The sequence below is a fragment of the Aquabacterium lacunae genome, assembly GCF_004310865.1.
Classification (GTDB): domain Bacteria; phylum Pseudomonadota; class Gammaproteobacteria; order Burkholderiales; family Burkholderiaceae_C; genus Aquabacterium; species Aquabacterium lacunae.
Window position 1 is genome coordinate 247,914 of record NZ_SIXI01000003.1, and the last position, 17,860, is coordinate 265,773.

The window sequence follows — 17,860 nt, forward strand, 5'->3', positions numbered from 1 at the left end:
ACTGCCCACGCTGTGAGGTCGATCGACATGCTCAGCGATCGTTGCAGCCGTCGACAGCATCACACGAGGCTGCGTGTAGGGCCTCCGAGTCCAGCGGCAAGAGCGGGGCCGAGCCCATCACGCCGCCTAGGCCGAGGTTGAAGGCGGGACGGGAGGCGAGCCAAGCACCATTACCAAAAAACAACTCATCAGAGTAAGCCGAACCATAAGCAACATCAACACCTCGATTAATGACCGAAGAATCATTAAAAACATCATCACCCCCACCAAAAACATTCATCACCGAAGCCGAACCAAAAACAGAGCCAACAGCAGAATATTTCAAACCACTATAACTGGAAGACTGCGCCTGATCACCCCCCAAAACCCCACCAAAAATAGTACCACCGACTGGCGGATTACCGGAAGTGTCCGTCCTTATAGCCAACCCCGATTCCGTACTGTAATGAGAAATCAATGCATCATAAAAAACACCACGCATTAACCCATCAGCACCCTTCAAATAAACTCGACCGTACAAATCATCTTTGTACTCAACAGAATACCCATAACAAGAAGTGCAAGCTGCAGCGGCCTGCGAAATAACCAACGTTTGGGACTTAAATTCTGATAAATCATCACCCCAACGACTTGTGTAGTCAACCCCAAAACCGGAGACAGACAGGCCCTTTGCTGAACCCAAAGACCTCTTAACCTCATCAAGAATTAACTGATAACTTCCCAAATCCTCATTATTAGAGTAGTAGTTACTCAAAAGACTACCCAAGACTTCAAAGCTGGATACAACGCCAGTTTCAGCGTCTACGGCAAAACCTTGGGTAGACAACTTCAACAATATGCCTTGCGAAGACAAAAGACCAACAGGCGGCCTCCCCAAACCCAAAATACTCAAACCGTGATCATCATCAAGGCCGACAGCTAACGCACCCAACCCCGAAAAAACACCAACAACGACATCATCGGAGGAGAAATAAATTTCAGGAAGCATACCCCCCAAGTAATTGAGAGGAGAGTTGGAAATTGTTATCTTCGCCACCTTAAGATCATCGGCCAACACTGCAAAATCAGACTCAGAAGACAAATTGTTGAACAACACCAAATTCTTCGCCTTGATGTCAATCCCATACACCTGCCTCTTGAAACCTCCCCCCTCCAACATCTCATCCTTCCCCCGCGAGAAAATGTTGTTGCCGAGGTAAAAATCCTCACCCGCCTTGAGCTTGATGTCGCCCCAGGTCACCCCGATGGCCAGGTTGGAGATCAAGTTGCCACTCACGTCCACATCCAGGCCCGCGCCAGCCTGTGTGCCCAGCAGGTTCAAACCATTGAGCTCGGCCCCCACCCCGCGAATGCTCATGCTGCCGATCAAAGGCAAGCCCGCAGCCGGTGCGCCTGGTACTGGACCGAACCCGGTTTCACTGCCACCCAAGGCCAGGTTCAAGATCACATTGCCTTGGGTGGATGCCAGGGCCACATGGCTGAAGCCTTCCATCGCACCCAGGCTGATGTCACCCTTCGCGGTGAACGTGGCTGTCACGCCCGAGTTGGCATCGCCGTTGGCCCATTGCCCTGGCTGGCCCGCCTTTTCGTACAGCCCGCCCGACAGGGTCACGCCCTGGCTGGCCGCTTGGCCTTCAGCGGGCGCCCAGGCCTGATCGATGCGCCCATTCAGGCTGCTCACCGTGAACTCGCCGGTGCGCACACCCACGCTGCCGTTGAGTTGGATGTCGCCTTGTGCGGCCACCAGTGACACGCCACCCGTTTGCGTGGAGCGCACACCGCCCTGCCCCACCGTCAAGCCACCTTGCGATTGCATGCTGACCAGCCCGGCGGCCTGCACCAGGCCTGCTGCGGTGCTGATCTGGCTGGCACGCACATTCACACCACCTTGGCGGGCGTCCATGAAGGCATTGTCCAGCAAGGCAAACGTGCCCAACGCGTTGATGTCAATCTGTGCACCCACCAGGGCACCCGCCAGGTTGACAGGGCCGCCCGCCTGCATGTTCAGCGCGCCCGCACTCAGCACCAGCTTGTCGGCGGCCAAATTGATCTGCCCACCGGCCTTCAGGAAGACATTGCCTGCCAGCACGTGGTTCAACACGTTCAAGTCACCCCGCGTGGCCTCCAGCGTGAGGGTGCCTGTAGGGGCTTGGTCGGTGGCCGAGCGGCCGTCGACCACGGCAGCCACCACCAGCCGATCATCGGCTTGCACCATCACATTGGTGCCACGGCGCAAGTTGCGGTTCAGAGTGACCACACTGAGTGCCGACTCGCCCGCCTCGGCCTCAGCGGCATTGTTCACGATGCGCAGCTTGGCTGGATCCAGCAACAGCTGGCCCGCGCGACCTGAAACAGCAGAAGCGTCCACATCACCGTCGTAAGCCAGCCGCTCTCGGGCAGAAACCTCCACAAAGCCACCATCACCACCCGTGGCGCCACCCTTGGCCAGCACTTGCCCATCAAACTGGGTCAAAGCATTGGCGTAAAACAGGGCCTGGCCCGCGTCACCGCTTTGTTTGGCGCTCACGTCCACAAAAGCGCCACGCGCCACCACCAGCTTTTGCAACGCCATGTCGGGGGCGTCGGCCATTCGCGCATCCATCAAGACCTGGCCACCACCCTGCTGGCCGGAGGCTAATACCTGGGCTTGCGGACCCAGGTCAATGCCCTTGGCCTGAGCATGCACCGTGCCGCCTTGCTGTCCTTGCGCTGTCACCCGGCCGTTGAAGTTGATCTGCCCTTGCCCACCAGCCTTGAGGACGATGGTGCCGCCCTGGCGCTCCACTGCATCCACCGATACGGTGCCCGTGAGATTGATGACGCTGTTCATCACGCGTTGCAGATCAGCCGTGCTCAGTTCGACATGACCGCCCTCGTTTTCGATCTGACCGCTGTGGTCCACGCGGCGGTGCAGGTCAAGGTCTTTGGCGGTGGCGGGGTCAATGGCGTAGCTGATCAGCTGGTCACCGTCAAAGTCGACCAACAGCGTCTCGGCGCCCGCAAGCGCCACCTTGCCCAGCTTGACTTTGATGAGGCCTCGCTGCTCCACCACGGGTGCAGCCAGAACGGCTGCGCCTCCATCGGCCACCCGAATCACGCCTTCGTTGACCACAGAAGCACCGCCCCGCCCTGTGGCGCTCAGTGCATGGCGCCCCGCCATGAAGTCGTCATCGCTCATGGCCAAGGTGGACAGCATCAGGCCGCCCACGTCCAGCCGCCCTTGCTTGCCAACGATCACACCGTTGGGGTTCAACAAGAAGAACCGCCCGTTGGCCTGGACATGGCCATCGATGCGGGAGGCTTCATGGCCCGTGACCCGGCTCAAGAGCGCCGAACGCGCACCCGGCTGCTGCAGCTGGAATGTCTCACCTGCCGCGAGGCCAAAGCTGGCCCAGTTGACCACGGCTTTGTCGCTGCGCTGCTGCACCAAAGTCGCACCACCTTGAACTGTGACGGTCACATCACCACGCATCAGCACGGGAGCCTGTGGGGCTGCCTGGGCCTTTGGGCCGGCATGCAGACTGAAGGCCGCCGCACAGCACTGCGCGATCAACAAGGTGAGCAGACGGGGTTGGAACCGTGCCGCGCGGGCACGACCAGAATCTGTATGGCGTGGCGTCATGATGTGTTGCGGGGTATCAGGTCAAAGCTCAAACGTCAGGCCGGCATAGACCTTGGCGTCTTGGTCATCGATGGAGGTGGTCGTGTCGGTGTTGGAGCGATGCGCCCACTCGACAAAACCTCGCACGCGTGGGGAGAAATCGAGGCGCAAGCCCAAACCGGCTGAGCCCAGGTGCTGGTGACCCTGCTGGCTGCGGACACTCCACACCCAGCCAAAATCCTTGAAGGCGTAGGCTGTGAGGGGCTTTCCGCTCACCGAGAAGCCCTGACGCAACTCGAGCTTGAGGGCGGTGCCTCGGTCTCCTGACAGCACAGACGGGTCATGCCCGCGAAGGAAAGCCTCGCCTCCGAGTGCAAAGGTTTCGGCCGAAGGCAAACGGTGTGGGGTGTACTGGCTTTGCAGTGCCAGCAAGCCAGACAGGCGGCCCAACAATGGTTGCAAATGCGCGCCGTACACGGTGTACTTGGTGAACGCAGTGCGGGCCCCCAGTCGCGTCGCCCATTCGTTGTCACGCGCGGAAGAGCCCAGCCCAAGGAAACCTTGGTGGGCATCCACGTCCAGTCGAGACACACCGCCTGCCAGGTTCACTCGCTCCCAAGTCATCCCCAGCGTGACCTTGCGAATGCGGTCACGCGAAAACCGCTCACCTTCGAACAGTGATTCGCTGTCATTGGCAGACACCTCAGCGCGCACATCCAGGTTGTGCAGACGAGAGCGCCACATCGGGTAGGACAGGCTGACCGAAGCAGACTGGCTCTCAGTGTTGACCTTGAACCCTTCCATGCTTTCAGTGCGCGAACGTGTTGCACTGGCGGTCCAAGCCAGTTGCAAGCCTTTTCCACCCAAGGGCACTTGGCCTCCGTAAGACAGGATGTCAACGTTGCCATTGAGCGAGGTGTTGGTTTGCAATCGGTGCTGGTCCAGCAGTCCCACCACACCTGTCACCCGCCCCACAGCCTCGTAACGAACGGGTCCCAAGGCATCGCTGGTGCGGTTGTGCGCGCTGAGGGCACCCGAGGCTGTGCTGCGCTCGCCCACCAACAGCAAGGTCGACGCCCCCGCCGTGGTTGTCGACGGAGCAAACACAGCGCGCACCTGCACAGCACCGCTCTCGTTCAAAAGCAGCAACTGGCGCTCCAGCAGCGCCAGGGACAGCGGACGCTGCACCAACAATGGCTCAACGAAAGGCTGTAAAGCCTCCGTGCTGCTCAAACCTTTGACATCCCAGCTGACCGCATCCACAAACCCTTCAACCACCTGAATACGCAGGCTACCGCCATCTGCCTTGAACTGCTGGGGCGGGACGATGGCCTGGGTCAGCACCATGCCGCGGGCTCGGTAAGCGCGGGTCACCATCGATGCCAACGCCCAAGCATCAGAAAGTGGTCTCGACTGACCAGTGAAGGCAGGCCAAAGGGCTTTCAGCTCTTCAGCGCTGACGGCTTGATTGCCTTCGAACTGCAACTCCTTGAAGTGAACCAGCTGATCAACAGCACCACTGGGTGCTGCGCCTGGGGGAAGCGCCGGAATGCTGATCACGGCCTGCCTGGGGGTCAGGCCCGGTTCGACCACGATGTCGCGACGCGGATCAGGCGGCAACTCGCGATGGATCTCTGCCAGGGCAGCGGTACTGCACAACGCTGACAAGACCACTGTGAGGGCTCGTTGAGACTGTAGAAACATGGAGCGTTCAGAACGAACAGCGAAGAACAACATGAAGATGGCACCAAGCTGTCGCGATGCATTCGCATCGCTTTGACCAAGAATGAATGACCGTCAGGACACTGGAAAACCCCGCGGTAACCCCGTCACATCAGCGAACCGTGAAACTTGTCTCGACCGCATCGGCCATGCTCACGGGTGAGCCCGCGGGCACCACAAGCACCCCAACCACATAGTTGCCCGGCACACGGGTGGTGTACTGGAAGATGGGATTGGTCTCAGGCAAGGTGGGGCCCGTCACGCCTGCACGCCAGGGCTTGCGTTGTGCCTGGTCGTCATGCAGGCTTCGGTCGTAGTACCAGGCAATGGCACCACCCAGCTGTTCCACCTTCAGGTAGAGGTAGATGTCCACGGGGCCCTTGGCCAACGTGCCGTCAAGATTCACCTGCACGAGCTCACCCACCACCGGGTTCGGGTTGCTCACCGAAATGGCAACTGCTGTAGACACGGGCCGCTCATCGACTGGGCTGGGCTGCACAGGGCTTGGGTTGTTGAGGACAACATCTGGCTGCTTGAAAGGCACCAATTGCTCCAATCGCTTGAGCACCTCGCCCAGCTCATAGGCGCTGGCCTTGCGAGTGGGGTAGAAGCGCCAATCGCCCAGGTGATCTTGCTGGCCATTGACAATGCCCCATTGATAAAGGCGGTTGGTGACACCCATGTAGTCCTGCTCTGAGGCTTCTGGCGTGCTGCCAAACTCGTCCACTGTGAAGCGCGCACCCTGGGCGACTTGCGGCAAGTTGGCCGCTTGGACCAGCCTTTGCACCATCAAGGCCATCTCCATGCGCGAAGCTGTCTCGTTGGGGCGGGCCAGTGTGGCGCCTTGGAAGATGCCCAAGCGTTGGGCTTCAGTCATGCTGGCGTCTTTGGACAGCCCCTTGCTCACACCGAGCGCCATGACCTGGTTGAGAACCTGTTGGCGCGTGACCTGATTGGACAGCTCCGGATCGTCCGTCTGCGGGGACATCACGAAGTTGTGCGTCGTGAGGTCCAAGGGCTCTTGAACCACTGCGGGCATCGCTGCAGGCGTCGCGTCGCCCTTGGCGTATGCCCCACCACCGCTGATGAACTTCAGTGGGTCCAACCAAACAGCGCTGAGATCTGTCGGCTTGATCACGTAGCCGCGATTGCCCTTGGGTGTGGTGTACCGCCCCACGAAAGGTACGGGGCCCCCTTTCGAGTCGAGCACTCGACTGTCCCCTTTTTGAACTTCGAGGTGCAAATGAGGTGGCACCCAGGCGGGGTTGGCCAACACTGCAATCTGCTGACCAGCCTTGACCTGCTGACCCACCGCGACTTGAGGTTGCGCTGTGTGCACATACACGCTGCGCACATTCAAGGTGGGGTGCTTGACGATGGTGTACCAACCGAGGGCCCCCGGGTTACCGGGGATGGCCGACGCCACGCGTGTGACCTCGCCGTCGGCAATCGCCCTGACCGGTGTGCCAGGGGCTCCACGGAAGTCAGTACCGGGGTGATAGCCGTTGTAATTGATGCCCTTGTAGGGCCCCAAGTAACGACCGAAATGCTGAGTCACATCAATGCTTGCCAACGGCTGCGTGACGGTGGTGCCTGGAGTGATCAGTGTTTGACCAGAACCACTGACGCTGCCATCAAAAAGCCGTGGATTGCGCAAGTGCCCCGGATGCTGATCCAGGAACGCCTGAATGTGCTGAGGGGTGATGCTGCGGAAGTCCGTGGTGTGGGCCCAGCCCAATGGCGTGGCACTGTGGTTCGTGCCTGCAATGCGGTTCATCAACGGGGCGTACTGTGCATACAGGGTCTTGACAGTGGACACCGAAGTTGACTGAGTCGAGTACCTGAACAACTGCGTTTCAAAGTCACGAGATTGCCGCATGGACGCACCGAACTGGAACGCTGTAGCGACCACCTGCGGGTAAAAACCCTTCCATTGCGTATTGCGCTTGTTGCTGTCGTAAAGGCCATAGCCCGTCGCGAAATCCAGACGTTCCTCCAAGTCGGCGCGGGATGTGGAGGTAGTTGAAATGAGTTTCTGCTCGTGCTGGAGTTTGGCCAGCAAGAACACAGGGTTCATGTCATTTTCTTTGGCAGCGTGATAAATGATTTCCGCTGGGGACAGCTTGTAGGCATTGCCATCTCGCAATTGCGGATTGTTCACTCGCTCGTCTCCGGACTGCCACTCCCTCCACTTCGCCAGAGGGTCTGGATTGAAGCCCGTCAAAGCGCTACCGTTGGGAGCGTCAACAACAGGCATCTGGCATGCTGGCTTTTGCACCAAAAGTTGAAAGCGAGCGATCTCGCCCCCCCCCTGCGCTTGGGGCCGGTCTTTCACAATCACCTGGTTGCTGTTTGGGTTGATTTCACAGGTCACCTGATTGACCGATGGTTTCGCATCGTTGCGGCAAAGCGCACCCGGCACATCAATCACCAAACTGGCTGGCAGGCTGTAACCAGACACGGTGAAAGTGACTGGTTTAGGCTGAGTGCCAGGGCAATCGAGCGGTACTTGGAGCGGGCTGACGCCCGTCACTTTGAGCGGAGTGACCTGCTGACTCAACTTATAGGTCGCCGCCACTTGTGGCGCCAAACCATTGACCAACACCTGCACGCCATCCGTGCCCACGACCTCTGCCTTGAAAAAGATCAAACTTTGGCCTCCTGGCTGTGGCAGCAGGCTGGCACATGACACCGTGCTGCTGGGGTTGGGCTGCCAGTTACCGGAGAAGCTGAAACTTTGAGTGCCAGAGACAGGACGCAACTCTGTGAAACATGCCGAAGGCCCTGAGAGAGATCTGGTGGCGTGCACCCTCAACGTGCGCAAGTTGCCAGACACATTGACGGTGCCCGTGATGGGACGATCAATGCCAGGCTCCTGCACGGTGAAACCGTGCACCTGCACAGCAGGTGAAGGCGGTGCTGGTGCTGGTGCTGGTGCTGGTGCTGGTGCTGGTGCTGGTGCTGGTGCTGGTGCCGCGAGATTTTTGCCTGCGTAAGCGACCCCTCGCCACATGGCAGGCTCAACCAGCGTTTGGTTTCTGTCACGAACTTCCAGCTTGAAATGCACGACGCCAGATGCACCATTCGGCGGCAACGCTGAGGCGCAGGCACGATTGTTCTCGCTGGTCCAGCCTACCCCATTGAAGGCAAAAGTCTTGCTGCCCGGCGTTTTACTCAAGTCCAGGTAGCAGGCAGCCACCTGATCAGCGCCAGCAGCGTGCACTCGCACCAAGCTGAGCAAGGTTCCCTTGACTTGAAAGCTGCCTTGAATCGGACCGCCTGCTTGCGCCTGCATGGCCTCAAATGCACTGACGCTGGCAGTTTGGGCCACGGCTGAACCGTGCCCTACTGCAACGACCACTGCGCCCAAAGAAACGGCCACTCCTATGGTCGGAACATTCATCTTCATTCGCATATCACACACCTGTTCATTTGTTTGGCAAAGAGCCGATACTCACCGTTGGCGATGGGCGATCGAAATCTCCTGTGAAACGATGGCTGAGCCGCCATTGGCTTCGACCGCATAAAAACTCTGCCCAGGGGTGTCTTGCCGATAGACCGGAGCGCTCGCAGCGTGTGGACTGCCACCCTGCTCTCGCACGGTCAGACGCAAACGCTCGACACCGGTGTCTCCAGAGAATTCGTACGCTGAGTGACCGAGGGGCAGCACCATCTCTGCACCTGCTACCAAAAGCACCTGATCGACGCCGGCCTTCGGGAACAACTGCTTGACTCGACCAGACGGCGCCTGATGCTGTACTTCCAAGGCACCCGAGTAGGTGGACTGGATCTTCAGCTTGATCTTCTCGCCGGCATAGAACGGCTGGCCAAGAGACCGCTCTTCAAGGACCTGTCCACGGTCATCGACGATGAGCGCGCTGACCCGAATGCCTTGATAGTTGAAGGCCCCTGAAGCCGTCTGAATCAAGGGTGTGAGCAAAGGCTGATCTGTTGTGACGATACTGTTCAAGCGGCCTTGGGCTACCTGCGCTGCCTGCTGGATTGACTGCCCTACCAACATGCAACCCGAACGCACCAACTCATCACGCACTGCTTGGGAGACGCTTGCGGGGCGGGGGACTGCGGCGTAGCAGGGTGAGCTTCGACCTGCAGCCACGTCTGAGGTGCTTGGAAAAACCCGGTTCAGCATCGCCTGAGCACCCGCCGCGACCACGTTGCTCAAAACAGCAGAGACGATGCCGGCCACCATCTTGGGGGCAGCATCAGACACACTCGCGCCATGTTCGGAGTCTGAGGCAGCACCTGCCGGGGCCTGAAGCAACGCGACACAAGCGACCGCAATCAAACATGGAGTCCATGCTCTTTGCGGAAAGGGCAAGCCAGTCTGTTTCATGAATTGATCCTTGCGTCAGTTGCGGTGCATGACCTTGACATCGAACTGGAGATTGCCAGTGCCAGAAGGTCTGACCAACAAAGTCGATTGCGGGGACTCCAGAACCACCTCTCGCATGTCCTTCGAGTAGGTGTAGGCCTTGCCTGAGACATTGGCAAAGTAATCGGATGCTCGGGTAGGCTGAGGCATGCCAGCATGAGTGGCCGGTTGACCCACGGGAGCATCGGCAGGGGATGTTGCAAGTCCGTAGAGCGACACAGGATCTGTGCCGGTGGATGTCGCAGCTGACTGCACTTGCGTGTTCACGACCTGATCGGGCGTGAAGGTCACACGCAGGGTTTCCTCGCCAGTCAAATTGGCGAACTCAAGCACATTCGTTGCCTCTGGCGGGTAATACGCTGGAACACCCGCTTGAACCGCGATCACCCGGAAAGGTGTGGCTTTTCCTGCAGGGTTGATGTTGGTCAACTGCAAGGTTCCATTGCGGGAACTCAGCAATTTGGCCTTGAAACGCTCACCTGTGTAGAAAGGGAAATGGGCCGCACGCTCCATCTGCAGCGTGCCATCTTTGTTGACCAGAACAAAACTAAGCTTCACGGCATCTTGCCCCGTGGGAGCGCCAGACAAGGTGCGCTCGACCATGTCCTTGACCTTGATGGCATTGAGCTGCTGTGCAAACGCTGTGGCACTTAGAAAAGCACATGTCAAGGCCACCATCGCAGCGCTTTTGGTTTTCATTCGAGCTCCTTGGATGTTTCAGGGTTGAGATGTGAAAACAAGGTTGAGATGTCCATCTGGAGGCACGGACAGACTGAAGGGTTTCAACGCCTCCTCAATGGCATCGCGGTGCTTCGGTTCAACTTTGGCCATGATCTGGATGCCTCCTCTCCACCGCTTTTCCATGTGCTTGACACCCAGGCTGTCAAGTGCTGCCTTGATGTCGAGGAGAGCCCGCTGCCTGGATGGATCAGACAAGCTCACTCGCTGCACTCGATCGAATCCACGCGCAACGATCTCACCATCTGCATCGGTTGACGGCGGCAGAGGTGCGAGAACGCCACCGACAATCACCATCAATGCAGCAAAAGAGGCTGTGATTGCGAACAGCGCCGCATTGGCAGCATGACCGCTCCTGAATCGCACCTGAGGCTGCGACCAAAGACCCTGTTGAGTAGCCTTCGCCTCAAAATGGATCCAGCCCTCTTCACGCTCTTGGGGTGACAACTCTTCAACCTGGTAGGCGCGCGCGGTTTGCAGCAACTGTCGCAACGCAAGAGCATCGGCCACATCAGGCCTTGATGCATCCACCGTGGCATCTCCACGCAATGCATCGACCCAAAGACTTGAAACCGAATGCGATGCGTTGCAGTCAGGCATGTTCTGATCCATGGTTCAACCTTCGCAAACACTCAGGTAGCCGAGCAATTCAGCTCGACACTTGTAGAGGTACTTGGAAAGCTGATCGATGGATTTGCCGAGATGTTTGGCCAGCTCATCCCGACTGTGGCCACAGATGTCAATGAGATCAACAGCCGCCGCCTTCATGGGGTGATCGGCTGCAAACGCTTCGATCTGACGTGTCAAGCAGCGCCGAACAATCGGGTCTTCAATGCAAGTGGCCCACTCGGAAAAGCCCATGCGGCCCTCAGCATCCTGCTCGTCCAAATCGGAAAGGACCTCCCAAGCTTCGACTTTCGCTTTCGCTCTGAAGTAATCAGCTGTGACCCAGTGAGTCGCTCTGAGCACACAACACTCGAGGGCCATGACGTCATCCAGGGTGGGCAGAAACTGGAACACCTTGAACAGCGCTTCGTTGCACAAGACGTGTTGATCGCACTTGGCCACCCGCTTTTTCCTGATCACCGACATGGCAACAGGCTGAAGGGCCTCATACAGCGCCCTGGCGACTGGCCCGTTGGACGGTGCCATGCGATAGGCTGCCACCAAGGTTTGGAGGCGCTGCCTTCTTTCCAGACTCATCTGCTCCATCTGTTTCCTCCATCTCGGGACGGCCCCGTTGGAAGGAAAGGACGGTGCTTGTTGGGCTTTTTCTCCGCAGGTCGAACAAAAAGATCGAACCCCCTTTGCAAAACCCCCTCAAACACGGGGGTGGCAAGGGGTTTCGTTGCGTGGAAACGCATCGTCCGTTCAGCCAACTCCTGGAAAGTCTTGGGTTGATTTTCCAGAGCAGACACCAGCGCATGGGTGAAGAACCCAAAGTAGCGCGGGTTCTGACGACCACCGTCCAGCCACTCGGGCCAACTGATTGGAGGGCGCAGTTTTTCTTCCAAAGCAACCTCCTCAGGCTGTGTTGCGTAGAAGTAGATTTCCTGCGAAGTCTCGGGCCCCTTCAATCTCAGGGAACCAGTTGAAAGACGTTTGGAACTCGGTCGCACCAAGTCTGATGCGCTCACTTCAAGCGAAGCTGGCGCGACAGATCGCTTGAAGGTGGGAGGAGCACCCAAGAGCGCATGAGTTTTGGCCATGTCGCCGGCACTGCATGTGTCAAAGATGGCCCAGACCGATGCGCCCTTCTGCGTCCATGCTCGAATCAGGAGTGCCAAATCGTTGTCGTACAGGCCGTTTTCCAGCGATCGAGTTCGCGGGTTCCATCGGCCAGCATCGGCAGGCAGAAAAACTTCATCGAGGCCGTCGGGCTCCGGGTGAGCTGGACTGTCCACGGTATCGGTCGTCGACCTCATCGGGACACGTGTTCCGTGGCCAGAGAAATAGAGGACCAACCAGTCGCCCGATTTCGCTCTCGCTGCGCCCTCCTCGAGAACACGAACAATGCGATCCCGGGTGGGGCTCAAGGCGGAAAGGCGAGGGTCATCACTGAGTACCGTGATCCGTTCTTCGCTGAGTCCCAACCTCACCAAAGCAGCCTGCATGAGCAGGGTGTCGTTGCCAACGCCACGTAGCTCGGCCAAGTCCGGTTGTCGGGCGTACCGAGAAACTCCGACGAGCACCGCAAAGGTCTCTGCATGCGCGGCGGACGCCAACCAATGGCCCAACAGCAACAGAACGATCCACCTGCCAAGCCCCCCAATTTGCTGGAGGGCCACGCCAGACACTTTCATCGGTATCCCCCCGGGGGATACGAAGGTTTTTTCCTAGCGTTCCCTGCTTGCTCGGTATGTTTCCGAAGATCGTAAGGCTCGCAACATATGTTTACCGTTCCTCACAAACAACGCACACTTATTTAAGGGGGGGCCGCGCACTGTCCGTCACAGGTTCTTCTTGAAGAAGGCCGTCTGTTTGCCCACCACCTGTTCGAACAGGGGGCCTGCATAGGGCGAGAAGTGGTCGGCGCCCTTGAGCTCGACGTATTCACCCTTCTTGAGCTTGGCTGCGGTGTCGCGCACGCCGCTGACCGGGATCAGGCCGTCGTTCTCGGCCGCGATCACCAGGGTGGGCGCTTCGACCTTGTCGGCCGAATGGCCTGGGAACCAGAAGGGCAGCGTGAGGAACACGCGGGCGGCCACCTGGTTGTGCCCGCCGGGCGGCACCAGCTGGGCGTAACCTTTTTCGCACTCGGGGCAGATCAGGGCGGCCATCTCGCCTTCCTTGGCGATGATGGGCACATAGACCGGCTGCTCGCTGTCCGAGCGCAGCATGTCCTTGAGGGCCAGCCAGTTGGCCAGCGGCAGTTTGGTGATCGGGAACTTCAGCGCGCTTTGCAGGCCGCTCACGAAAGGCACCTGCGAACTCACCGCCTTGACCACACCCGGGCGCTCGGCCGCGGCCACCAGCACCTGGCCGCCGCTGTACGACGAGCCCCAGATGCCCAGTCGGTTGCCATCGACCTCCGGGCGGGCCTTGATGGCGTCGATGGCCGACACCCAGTCCTTCACGTGCTCTTTGCCATTGACCACCAGGCGCGGCTGTCCGCCACTCTTGCCAAAGCCGCGGTAGTCGAATCGCACCACGGCGAAGCCGGCCTGCACGAAGCGCTGGGCGAAAGGCTTGAGGCCCCAATCCTTCAGGGCGCCAAAGCCGTGGGCCATGACGATGACCGGCGGCTTGTTCACGCCCTTGGGCAGCCACATTTCGGCGTCGCAGGTGGTGTTCTGGCAGGCGAAGCTGGCGTTGACCACGTCGTACCCGGCGGGGGTCTGAGCCCGGGCGCCGGTGACCAGCAAGGAAGACATGGCAGTGGCCCACAACAAACCGGGCCAGGCGATGCGTTTCATGAGATTCTTTCGAGTGATGGGCCACACAAGTTGGTACGCTCAAGTACCAGGTAAGCCCGCATTAGACTGGCCTGCATTGGTACTGTCAAGTACCGCTTGACGTCTGTTTCAGCCCTCACCCGCACCATGGCCCCCGACACCGACCACCGCACCCGCCTGCTCGACGCCCTGGCCAGCGTGCTGGAAACACGCAGCTTCGCCGAGGTGACAATCGCCGACATCGTGAGTGCGGCGCACATGTCACGTCGCACCTTCTACGAGCACTTCGACAGCAAGGAAGCGCTGTTCCTGGCCCTGTGCGAGCATGAAAGCCAGCAGGTGCTGCGCCTGATCGTGCTGGGCTTCAACCCGCTGGCCGACTGGGTGGGCCAGCTGGAGCAGCTCACGCGCACCTACCTGCGCCACCTGCAGCAGCGCCCGGGCCTGCTCAAGGCCCTGTACCTGTCGCTGATGAGCCTGGGCGAAAAAGGCCTGGCCGTGCGCCGGGCCATGGCCACGCAGTTCGCGCAGTTCCTGATCCTGCAGGTGGAGTTCACCCGCACGGTCGAGCCCCGCAAGCGCCCCCTGAGCCCGGTGCTGGCCTCGGCCATCGTGGGCGGCATCAATGAGCTCATCCTGCAGGCCATCGAGCAAGATGAGGCCCATGCGCTGGAGAACCTCACCCCCACGGTGAACGAGTTCATCCAGGCGGTGCTGAAGTCGCTGGAGCCTCAGGCCTCCTGAACGCAGCGCGCCTCGATGGCGCCCAGCTTCTCGATCTCGACGCGCACCACATCGCCATCGCGCAGGAACTTCGGCGGATCGAACGCCGCGCCCACACCGCTGCAGGTGCCCGTGAAGATCACGTCGCCCGGCTCCAGGGTCATGGCCTGGCTGATCAGGGCGATCTGAGCCCACACGTTGTGCATCATCAGGCGGGTGTTGCTGTGCTGGCGCAACTCGCCGTTCACCCAGCCCTTCATCTCGAGGGCGTGGGCATCACCCACCTCGTCGGCCGTGGTGATCCACGGGCCAAACGGTGCATGGGTGTCGAAGCACTTGCCCAGCGTCCACTGGCTGGTGCGCTTTTGCCAGTCACGCACCGACACGTCATTGCCCACCGCGTAGCCGAACACCACCTCATGGGCGCGCTCGGGTGCCACGTGCTTGCAGCGCTGGCCGATCACGGCCACCATCTCGGCCTCGTAGTCGGTGCGGGTGGACACCCGCGGCAGCACGATGTCGGCATACGGCGGGTTGATGGCGTTGGCCAGCTTGGGGAACCAGATCTGGTGCTCGGGCACGGTGCGGCTTTCGCCCACGATGCGCTCCTGCACGTGCTCCAGGTAGTTCAGGCCGATGGCCAATGTCTTGCCCGGCCGCGGGATGGGGGCCAGCAGCTCGCGCGGCACCAGCGGCACACGCGGGGCGGCCGATGCAGGCTGCTGCGCCAGCGCGGCCACCTGTGGGCCCAGGGTGGCCCAGTGCGTGATCAGGTCGATCATGGGCTGGTGAGCCGACAAGGCCGGGCCCAGAGCCTGGCTGAGGTTGATCAGGCCGTCGGCCATCACCAGGCCCGCCTGAGGGCGGCCGTCGAGCAGGAAAGTGCAGAGCTTCATGCGCTGATTGTGTCGTGGTTTGAGAGCCCTCAGGCCTCGCGCAAGCAATCGACGATCTTCATGCGCGAGGCCCGCCAGGCCGGAATGAAGCCGCCCACCACGCCCATGGCCAGTGCGAACAGCAGGGCCTGCGCCGCAATGCCTGGCGTGAAGTGAAAGCGGAAGGCGATCTCTGAAAAGGTCTGGAAGTTCACGGTCGAGATGCGCACCGTCTGCATGAAGGCCGCGCCCGCCAGGCCCAGCACACCGCCCACCAGCGACAGCAACAGCGATTCGGTCAGGAAGGCCATCAGCACGGCCCGGCGCCGAAAGCCCAGGGCCCGCAGCGTGCCGATCTCGCCGATGCGAGAGGCCACCGAGGCGAACATGGTGATCATGGCGCCCACCACCGCCCCGATGGAAAAGATCACCGACAGCGCCAGCCCCAGGATGCGGATGAACTGGGCCAGGGCCTCTGACTGCTCGGCATAGAACTGGGCCTCGGGCTTGGCTTCCAGGCTGAGCTGCGGGTCACCGTCGATGCGTGCCTTCAGCGCTTCGGCAGCCTGCGGGTCTTGCGGGTGCTGCAAGCGCAGTACCACCGTGGAATAGGCCTGGCGCCGGAAGGCCTGCATCATGCTGTCGGCGTCGCCCCAGATCTCCGAGTCGAAGCCGCTGCCCCCAGCGTCGAACACCCCCACCACCCGCCATTCGCTGCCCGCAAAGCGCAGGGTCTCGCCCAGCCCGGCCCCGGCAAAGCCCTGGGCCACAGACCGGCCGGTGACGATCTCGCGGGTGCCCGGCTGGAACATGCGCCCCTGCACGAGCCGCACCTGAGGGCGCAGGGCCAGCCCCGTGGCCGAGGTGCCGCGCACCGTCACGTTGCTGGGCTTGCCGCTGTCGCGCTTGGGCAAGGTGTTGAGCACCACCGGCTCGCGGCTGACCAGGGCCTGGCCCTGGGCATCGACCGCCACGCCGGGCAATGCCGCCAGCTGGGCCGCCTGCCCACGGGTGATGGCCGAATTGATCTCGGCCCCTGCCCCCTTGCGCAGCACGATCAGGTTGCCCTCGTGCCCGGTGGCCACCAGCGTGGCCCGGATGCCCTCGCTCATCATCAGCACGGTGGCAAACACGTACACCACCAGGGCCATGCCGCCGGCTGTGAGCAAGGTGGTCACGCGCCGCGCCCACAGGTTGCGGGCGATGTGGCTCAGAGGCAAAGAGTGGAACGCCATGCCATGCCTTTCAGGCCACGTGCCTCAGGCCCTGCACGATGTCGATGCGTGACATCTTCCAGGCCGGCCAGGCGGCGGCCACCAACCCCACCACCAGCGCGGCCAGGGCCTGCAGCCACAGCGTGAGCTGCGACACCTGAAACACCGGGAACAGGGTGCCCGCGGCCTGCACGAAGGCCTGCGCCAGCGGGAAGGTGATGGCCATGCCCAGGGCGCCACCCAGCCCGGCGATCAGCAGGCTTTCGCCCGCGATCAACTGCACCACGAAGCGTGGCGGAAAGCCCAGCGCCTTGAGCGTGGCGTACTCGGCCAGGCGTTCACGCGCGGTCATGGCCATGGTGTTGGCCATCACGGCCATGATGATCAGGATGATGATGAAGCTGACCGCCTGCACCGCCACCAGAATGGCTTCGCTCATGGACACAAAGCCCAGCTGGAAAGCCTTTTCGGTTTCGGTGCGGGTCTCGGCCAGCGAGTTGCGAAACAGCGCGTCGATGGCCTGCGACACCTGCGGGGCCCGGTCGGGCTGTGCAATGCGCACAAGGTACACCCCCACCTGATCGGCCTTGCTGCTGCCGCTGCGCGCGCGGATCTGCTCGGCCAGGCGCTTCCAGTGGATGAACATCTGCTGCTCGTCGGTGCGGGTGTCCTGCCCCTGGTAGATGCCACGCAGGGTGAAGCTCCAGGTGCCCGGGTAGAGGGTGCCGCGCAGCGCGATGGTGTCGCCCACCTTCCAGCCGAAGCGGGCCGCCAGCTTGCGGCCCACGACGGCACCCTGCTGGTCGCGGATGAAAGCCTGGCGCTCGGCATCGGTCAGGCGGAACTCGGGGTACAGGGCCAGGTAGCTGGCCGGCTCGATGGCGAACTGCGGGAAGAAGTTGCGCTCGGTGATGTAGACCCCACCGAACCAGTTGGCCCACGACACACCGGTCACGCCATCGACCGAGCGCAGGCGCTCGGCATGGCTGAGCGGCAGCGGAAAGCTCAGCGAGATCGCATTGCGGGTGACCAGGCGGGTGCTCGAGGTGGCGTCCACCCCGGCGTACCAGGCATCGACAATGGTGCGCAGCAGGCCGAAGGCCGAGATCGCGACCACCAGCCCCACCATGGTCAGCAAGGTGCGCAGGCGATGCCGGAAAGCGTTCTGCAGCAGCAGCTTGAACAGGAACATGCCGGGC

At 60.9% G+C, this 17,860-nt stretch carries 13 protein-coding genes; 1 reads left to right on the plus strand and 12 read right to left on the minus strand.

What is annotated here, in order from left to right:
- Positions 1-31: 31 nt before the first annotated feature.
- The 9 genes from EYS42_RS08485 to EYS42_RS08525 all read right to left on the minus strand — a co-directional run bounded on the left by EYS42_RS08485 (position 32) and on the right by EYS42_RS08525 (position 13,870).
- A complete protein-coding gene (locus EYS42_RS08485) occupies positions 32-3,472 on the minus strand; it encodes a two-partner secretion domain-containing protein (RefSeq protein ID WP_245503588.1) in 3,441 nt (1,146 codons plus the stop codon).
- A 171-nt stretch (positions 3,473-3,643) separates the two neighbouring features.
- A complete protein-coding gene (locus tag EYS42_RS08490; protein WP_165456685.1) occupies positions 3,644-5,305 on the minus strand; it encodes a ShlB/FhaC/HecB family hemolysin secretion/activation protein in 1,662 nt (553 codons plus the stop codon).
- 130 nt (positions 5,306-5,435) lie between these two features.
- Positions 5,436-8,738 (minus strand): M23 family metallopeptidase, encoded by a 3,303-nt coding sequence (locus tag EYS42_RS08495; protein ID WP_165456686.1) that lies wholly within the window; start codon positions 8,736-8,738, stop codon positions 5,436-5,438.
- A 39-nt stretch (positions 8,739-8,777) separates the two neighbouring features.
- On the minus strand, positions 8,778-9,677 hold the full coding sequence (locus EYS42_RS08500) for a DUF4384 domain-containing protein (protein ID WP_130967731.1): 900 nt from the start codon (positions 9,675-9,677) through the stop codon (positions 8,778-8,780).
- A gap of 15 nt (positions 9,678-9,692) precedes the next feature.
- Entirely contained in the window at positions 9,693-10,415 is a 723-nt protein-coding gene (locus EYS42_RS08505; protein ID WP_130967732.1) for a hypothetical protein, read from the minus strand.
- 18 nt (positions 10,416-10,433) lie between these two features.
- Positions 10,434-11,066 (minus strand): hypothetical protein, encoded by a 633-nt coding sequence (locus EYS42_RS08510; RefSeq protein WP_130967733.1) that lies wholly within the window; start codon positions 11,064-11,066, stop codon positions 10,434-10,436.
- A gap of 3 nt (positions 11,067-11,069) precedes the next feature.
- Complete coding sequence (locus EYS42_RS08515) at positions 11,070-11,666, minus strand: sigma-70 RNA polymerase sigma factor region 4 domain-containing protein (RefSeq protein WP_130967734.1); 597 nt, start codon at positions 11,664-11,666, stop codon at positions 11,070-11,072.
- Positions 11,654-12,742 carry a caspase family protein gene (locus EYS42_RS08520; RefSeq protein WP_165456687.1) on the minus strand — a complete coding sequence of 363 codons (1,089 nt, stop codon included), beginning with the start codon at positions 12,740-12,742 and terminating at the stop codon, positions 11,654-11,656. Before EYS42_RS08520 ends, EYS42_RS08515 begins: the two co-directional genes overlap by 13 nt.
- Positions 12,743-12,904: 162 nt before the next feature.
- Entirely contained in the window at positions 12,905-13,870 is a 966-nt protein-coding gene (locus EYS42_RS08525; RefSeq protein ID WP_130967736.1) for an alpha/beta hydrolase, read from the minus strand.
- Positions 13,871-13,996: 126 nt separating this feature from the next.
- Here EYS42_RS08525 and EYS42_RS08530 point away from each other — a divergent pair, with 126 nt between their 5' ends.
- Positions 13,997-14,593, plus strand: a complete 597-nt coding sequence (locus EYS42_RS08530; protein WP_165456688.1) for a TetR/AcrR family transcriptional regulator — start codon at positions 13,997-13,999, stop codon at positions 14,591-14,593.
- Here the strand turns inward: EYS42_RS08530 and EYS42_RS08535 are convergent.
- From EYS42_RS08535 to EYS42_RS08545, 3 genes are read right to left on the minus strand one after another with little or no spacing between them, the layout of a single operon-like run.
- On the minus strand, positions 14,581-15,468 hold the full coding sequence (locus EYS42_RS08535) for a fumarylacetoacetate hydrolase family protein (protein WP_130967738.1): 888 nt from the start codon (positions 15,466-15,468) through the stop codon (positions 14,581-14,583). The genes EYS42_RS08530 and EYS42_RS08535 overlap by 13 nt on opposite strands.
- 29 nt (positions 15,469-15,497) lie before the next feature.
- Entirely contained in the window at positions 15,498-16,682 is a 1,185-nt protein-coding gene (locus EYS42_RS08540; RefSeq protein ID WP_130967739.1) for an ABC transporter permease, read from the minus strand.
- Positions 16,683-16,692: 10 nt separating this feature from the next.
- Positions 16,693-17,853 (minus strand): ABC transporter permease, encoded by a 1,161-nt coding sequence (locus tag EYS42_RS08545; RefSeq protein ID WP_130967740.1) that lies wholly within the window; start codon positions 17,851-17,853, stop codon positions 16,693-16,695.
- Positions 17,854-17,860 lie beyond the last annotated feature (7 nt).

Coding starts and splice junctions, on each gene's coding strand:
- EYS42_RS08490 (WP_165456685.1), bottom strand. CDS start 5,305: ATGTTTCTACAGTCTCAACGAGCCCTCACAGTGGTCTTGTCAGCGTTG.
- EYS42_RS08510 (WP_130967733.1), bottom strand. CDS start 11,066: ATGGATCAGAACATGCCTGACTGCAACGCATCGCATTCGGTTTCAAGT.
- EYS42_RS08515 (WP_130967734.1), bottom strand. CDS start 11,666: ATGGAGCAGATGAGTCTGGAAAGAAGGCAGCGCCTCCAAACCTTGGTG.
- EYS42_RS08495 (WP_165456686.1), bottom strand. CDS start 8,738: ATGCGAATGAAGATGAATGTTCCGACCATAGGAGTGGCCGTTTCTTTG.
- EYS42_RS08535 (WP_130967738.1), bottom strand. CDS start 15,468: ATGAAGCTCTGCACTTTCCTGCTCGACGGCCGCCCTCAGGCGGGCCTG.
- EYS42_RS08530 (WP_165456688.1), top strand. CDS start 13,997: ATGGCCCCCGACACCGACCACCGCACCCGCCTGCTCGACGCCCTGGCC.
- EYS42_RS08500 (WP_130967731.1), bottom strand. CDS start 9,677: ATGAAACAGACTGGCTTGCCCTTTCCGCAAAGAGCATGGACTCCATGT.
- EYS42_RS08525 (WP_130967736.1), bottom strand. CDS start 13,870: ATGAAACGCATCGCCTGGCCCGGTTTGTTGTGGGCCACTGCCATGTCT.
- EYS42_RS08505 (WP_130967732.1), bottom strand. CDS start 10,415: ATGAAAACCAAAAGCGCTGCGATGGTGGCCTTGACATGTGCTTTTCTA.
- EYS42_RS08485 (WP_245503588.1), bottom strand. CDS start 3,472: ATGCGTGGTGATGTGACCGTCACAGTTCAAGGTGGTGCGACTTTGGTG.
- EYS42_RS08540 (WP_130967739.1), bottom strand. CDS start 16,682: ATGGCGTTCCACTCTTTGCCTCTGAGCCACATCGCCCGCAACCTGTGG.
- EYS42_RS08545 (WP_130967740.1), bottom strand. CDS start 17,853: ATGTTCCTGTTCAAGCTGCTGCTGCAGAACGCTTTCCGGCATCGCCTG.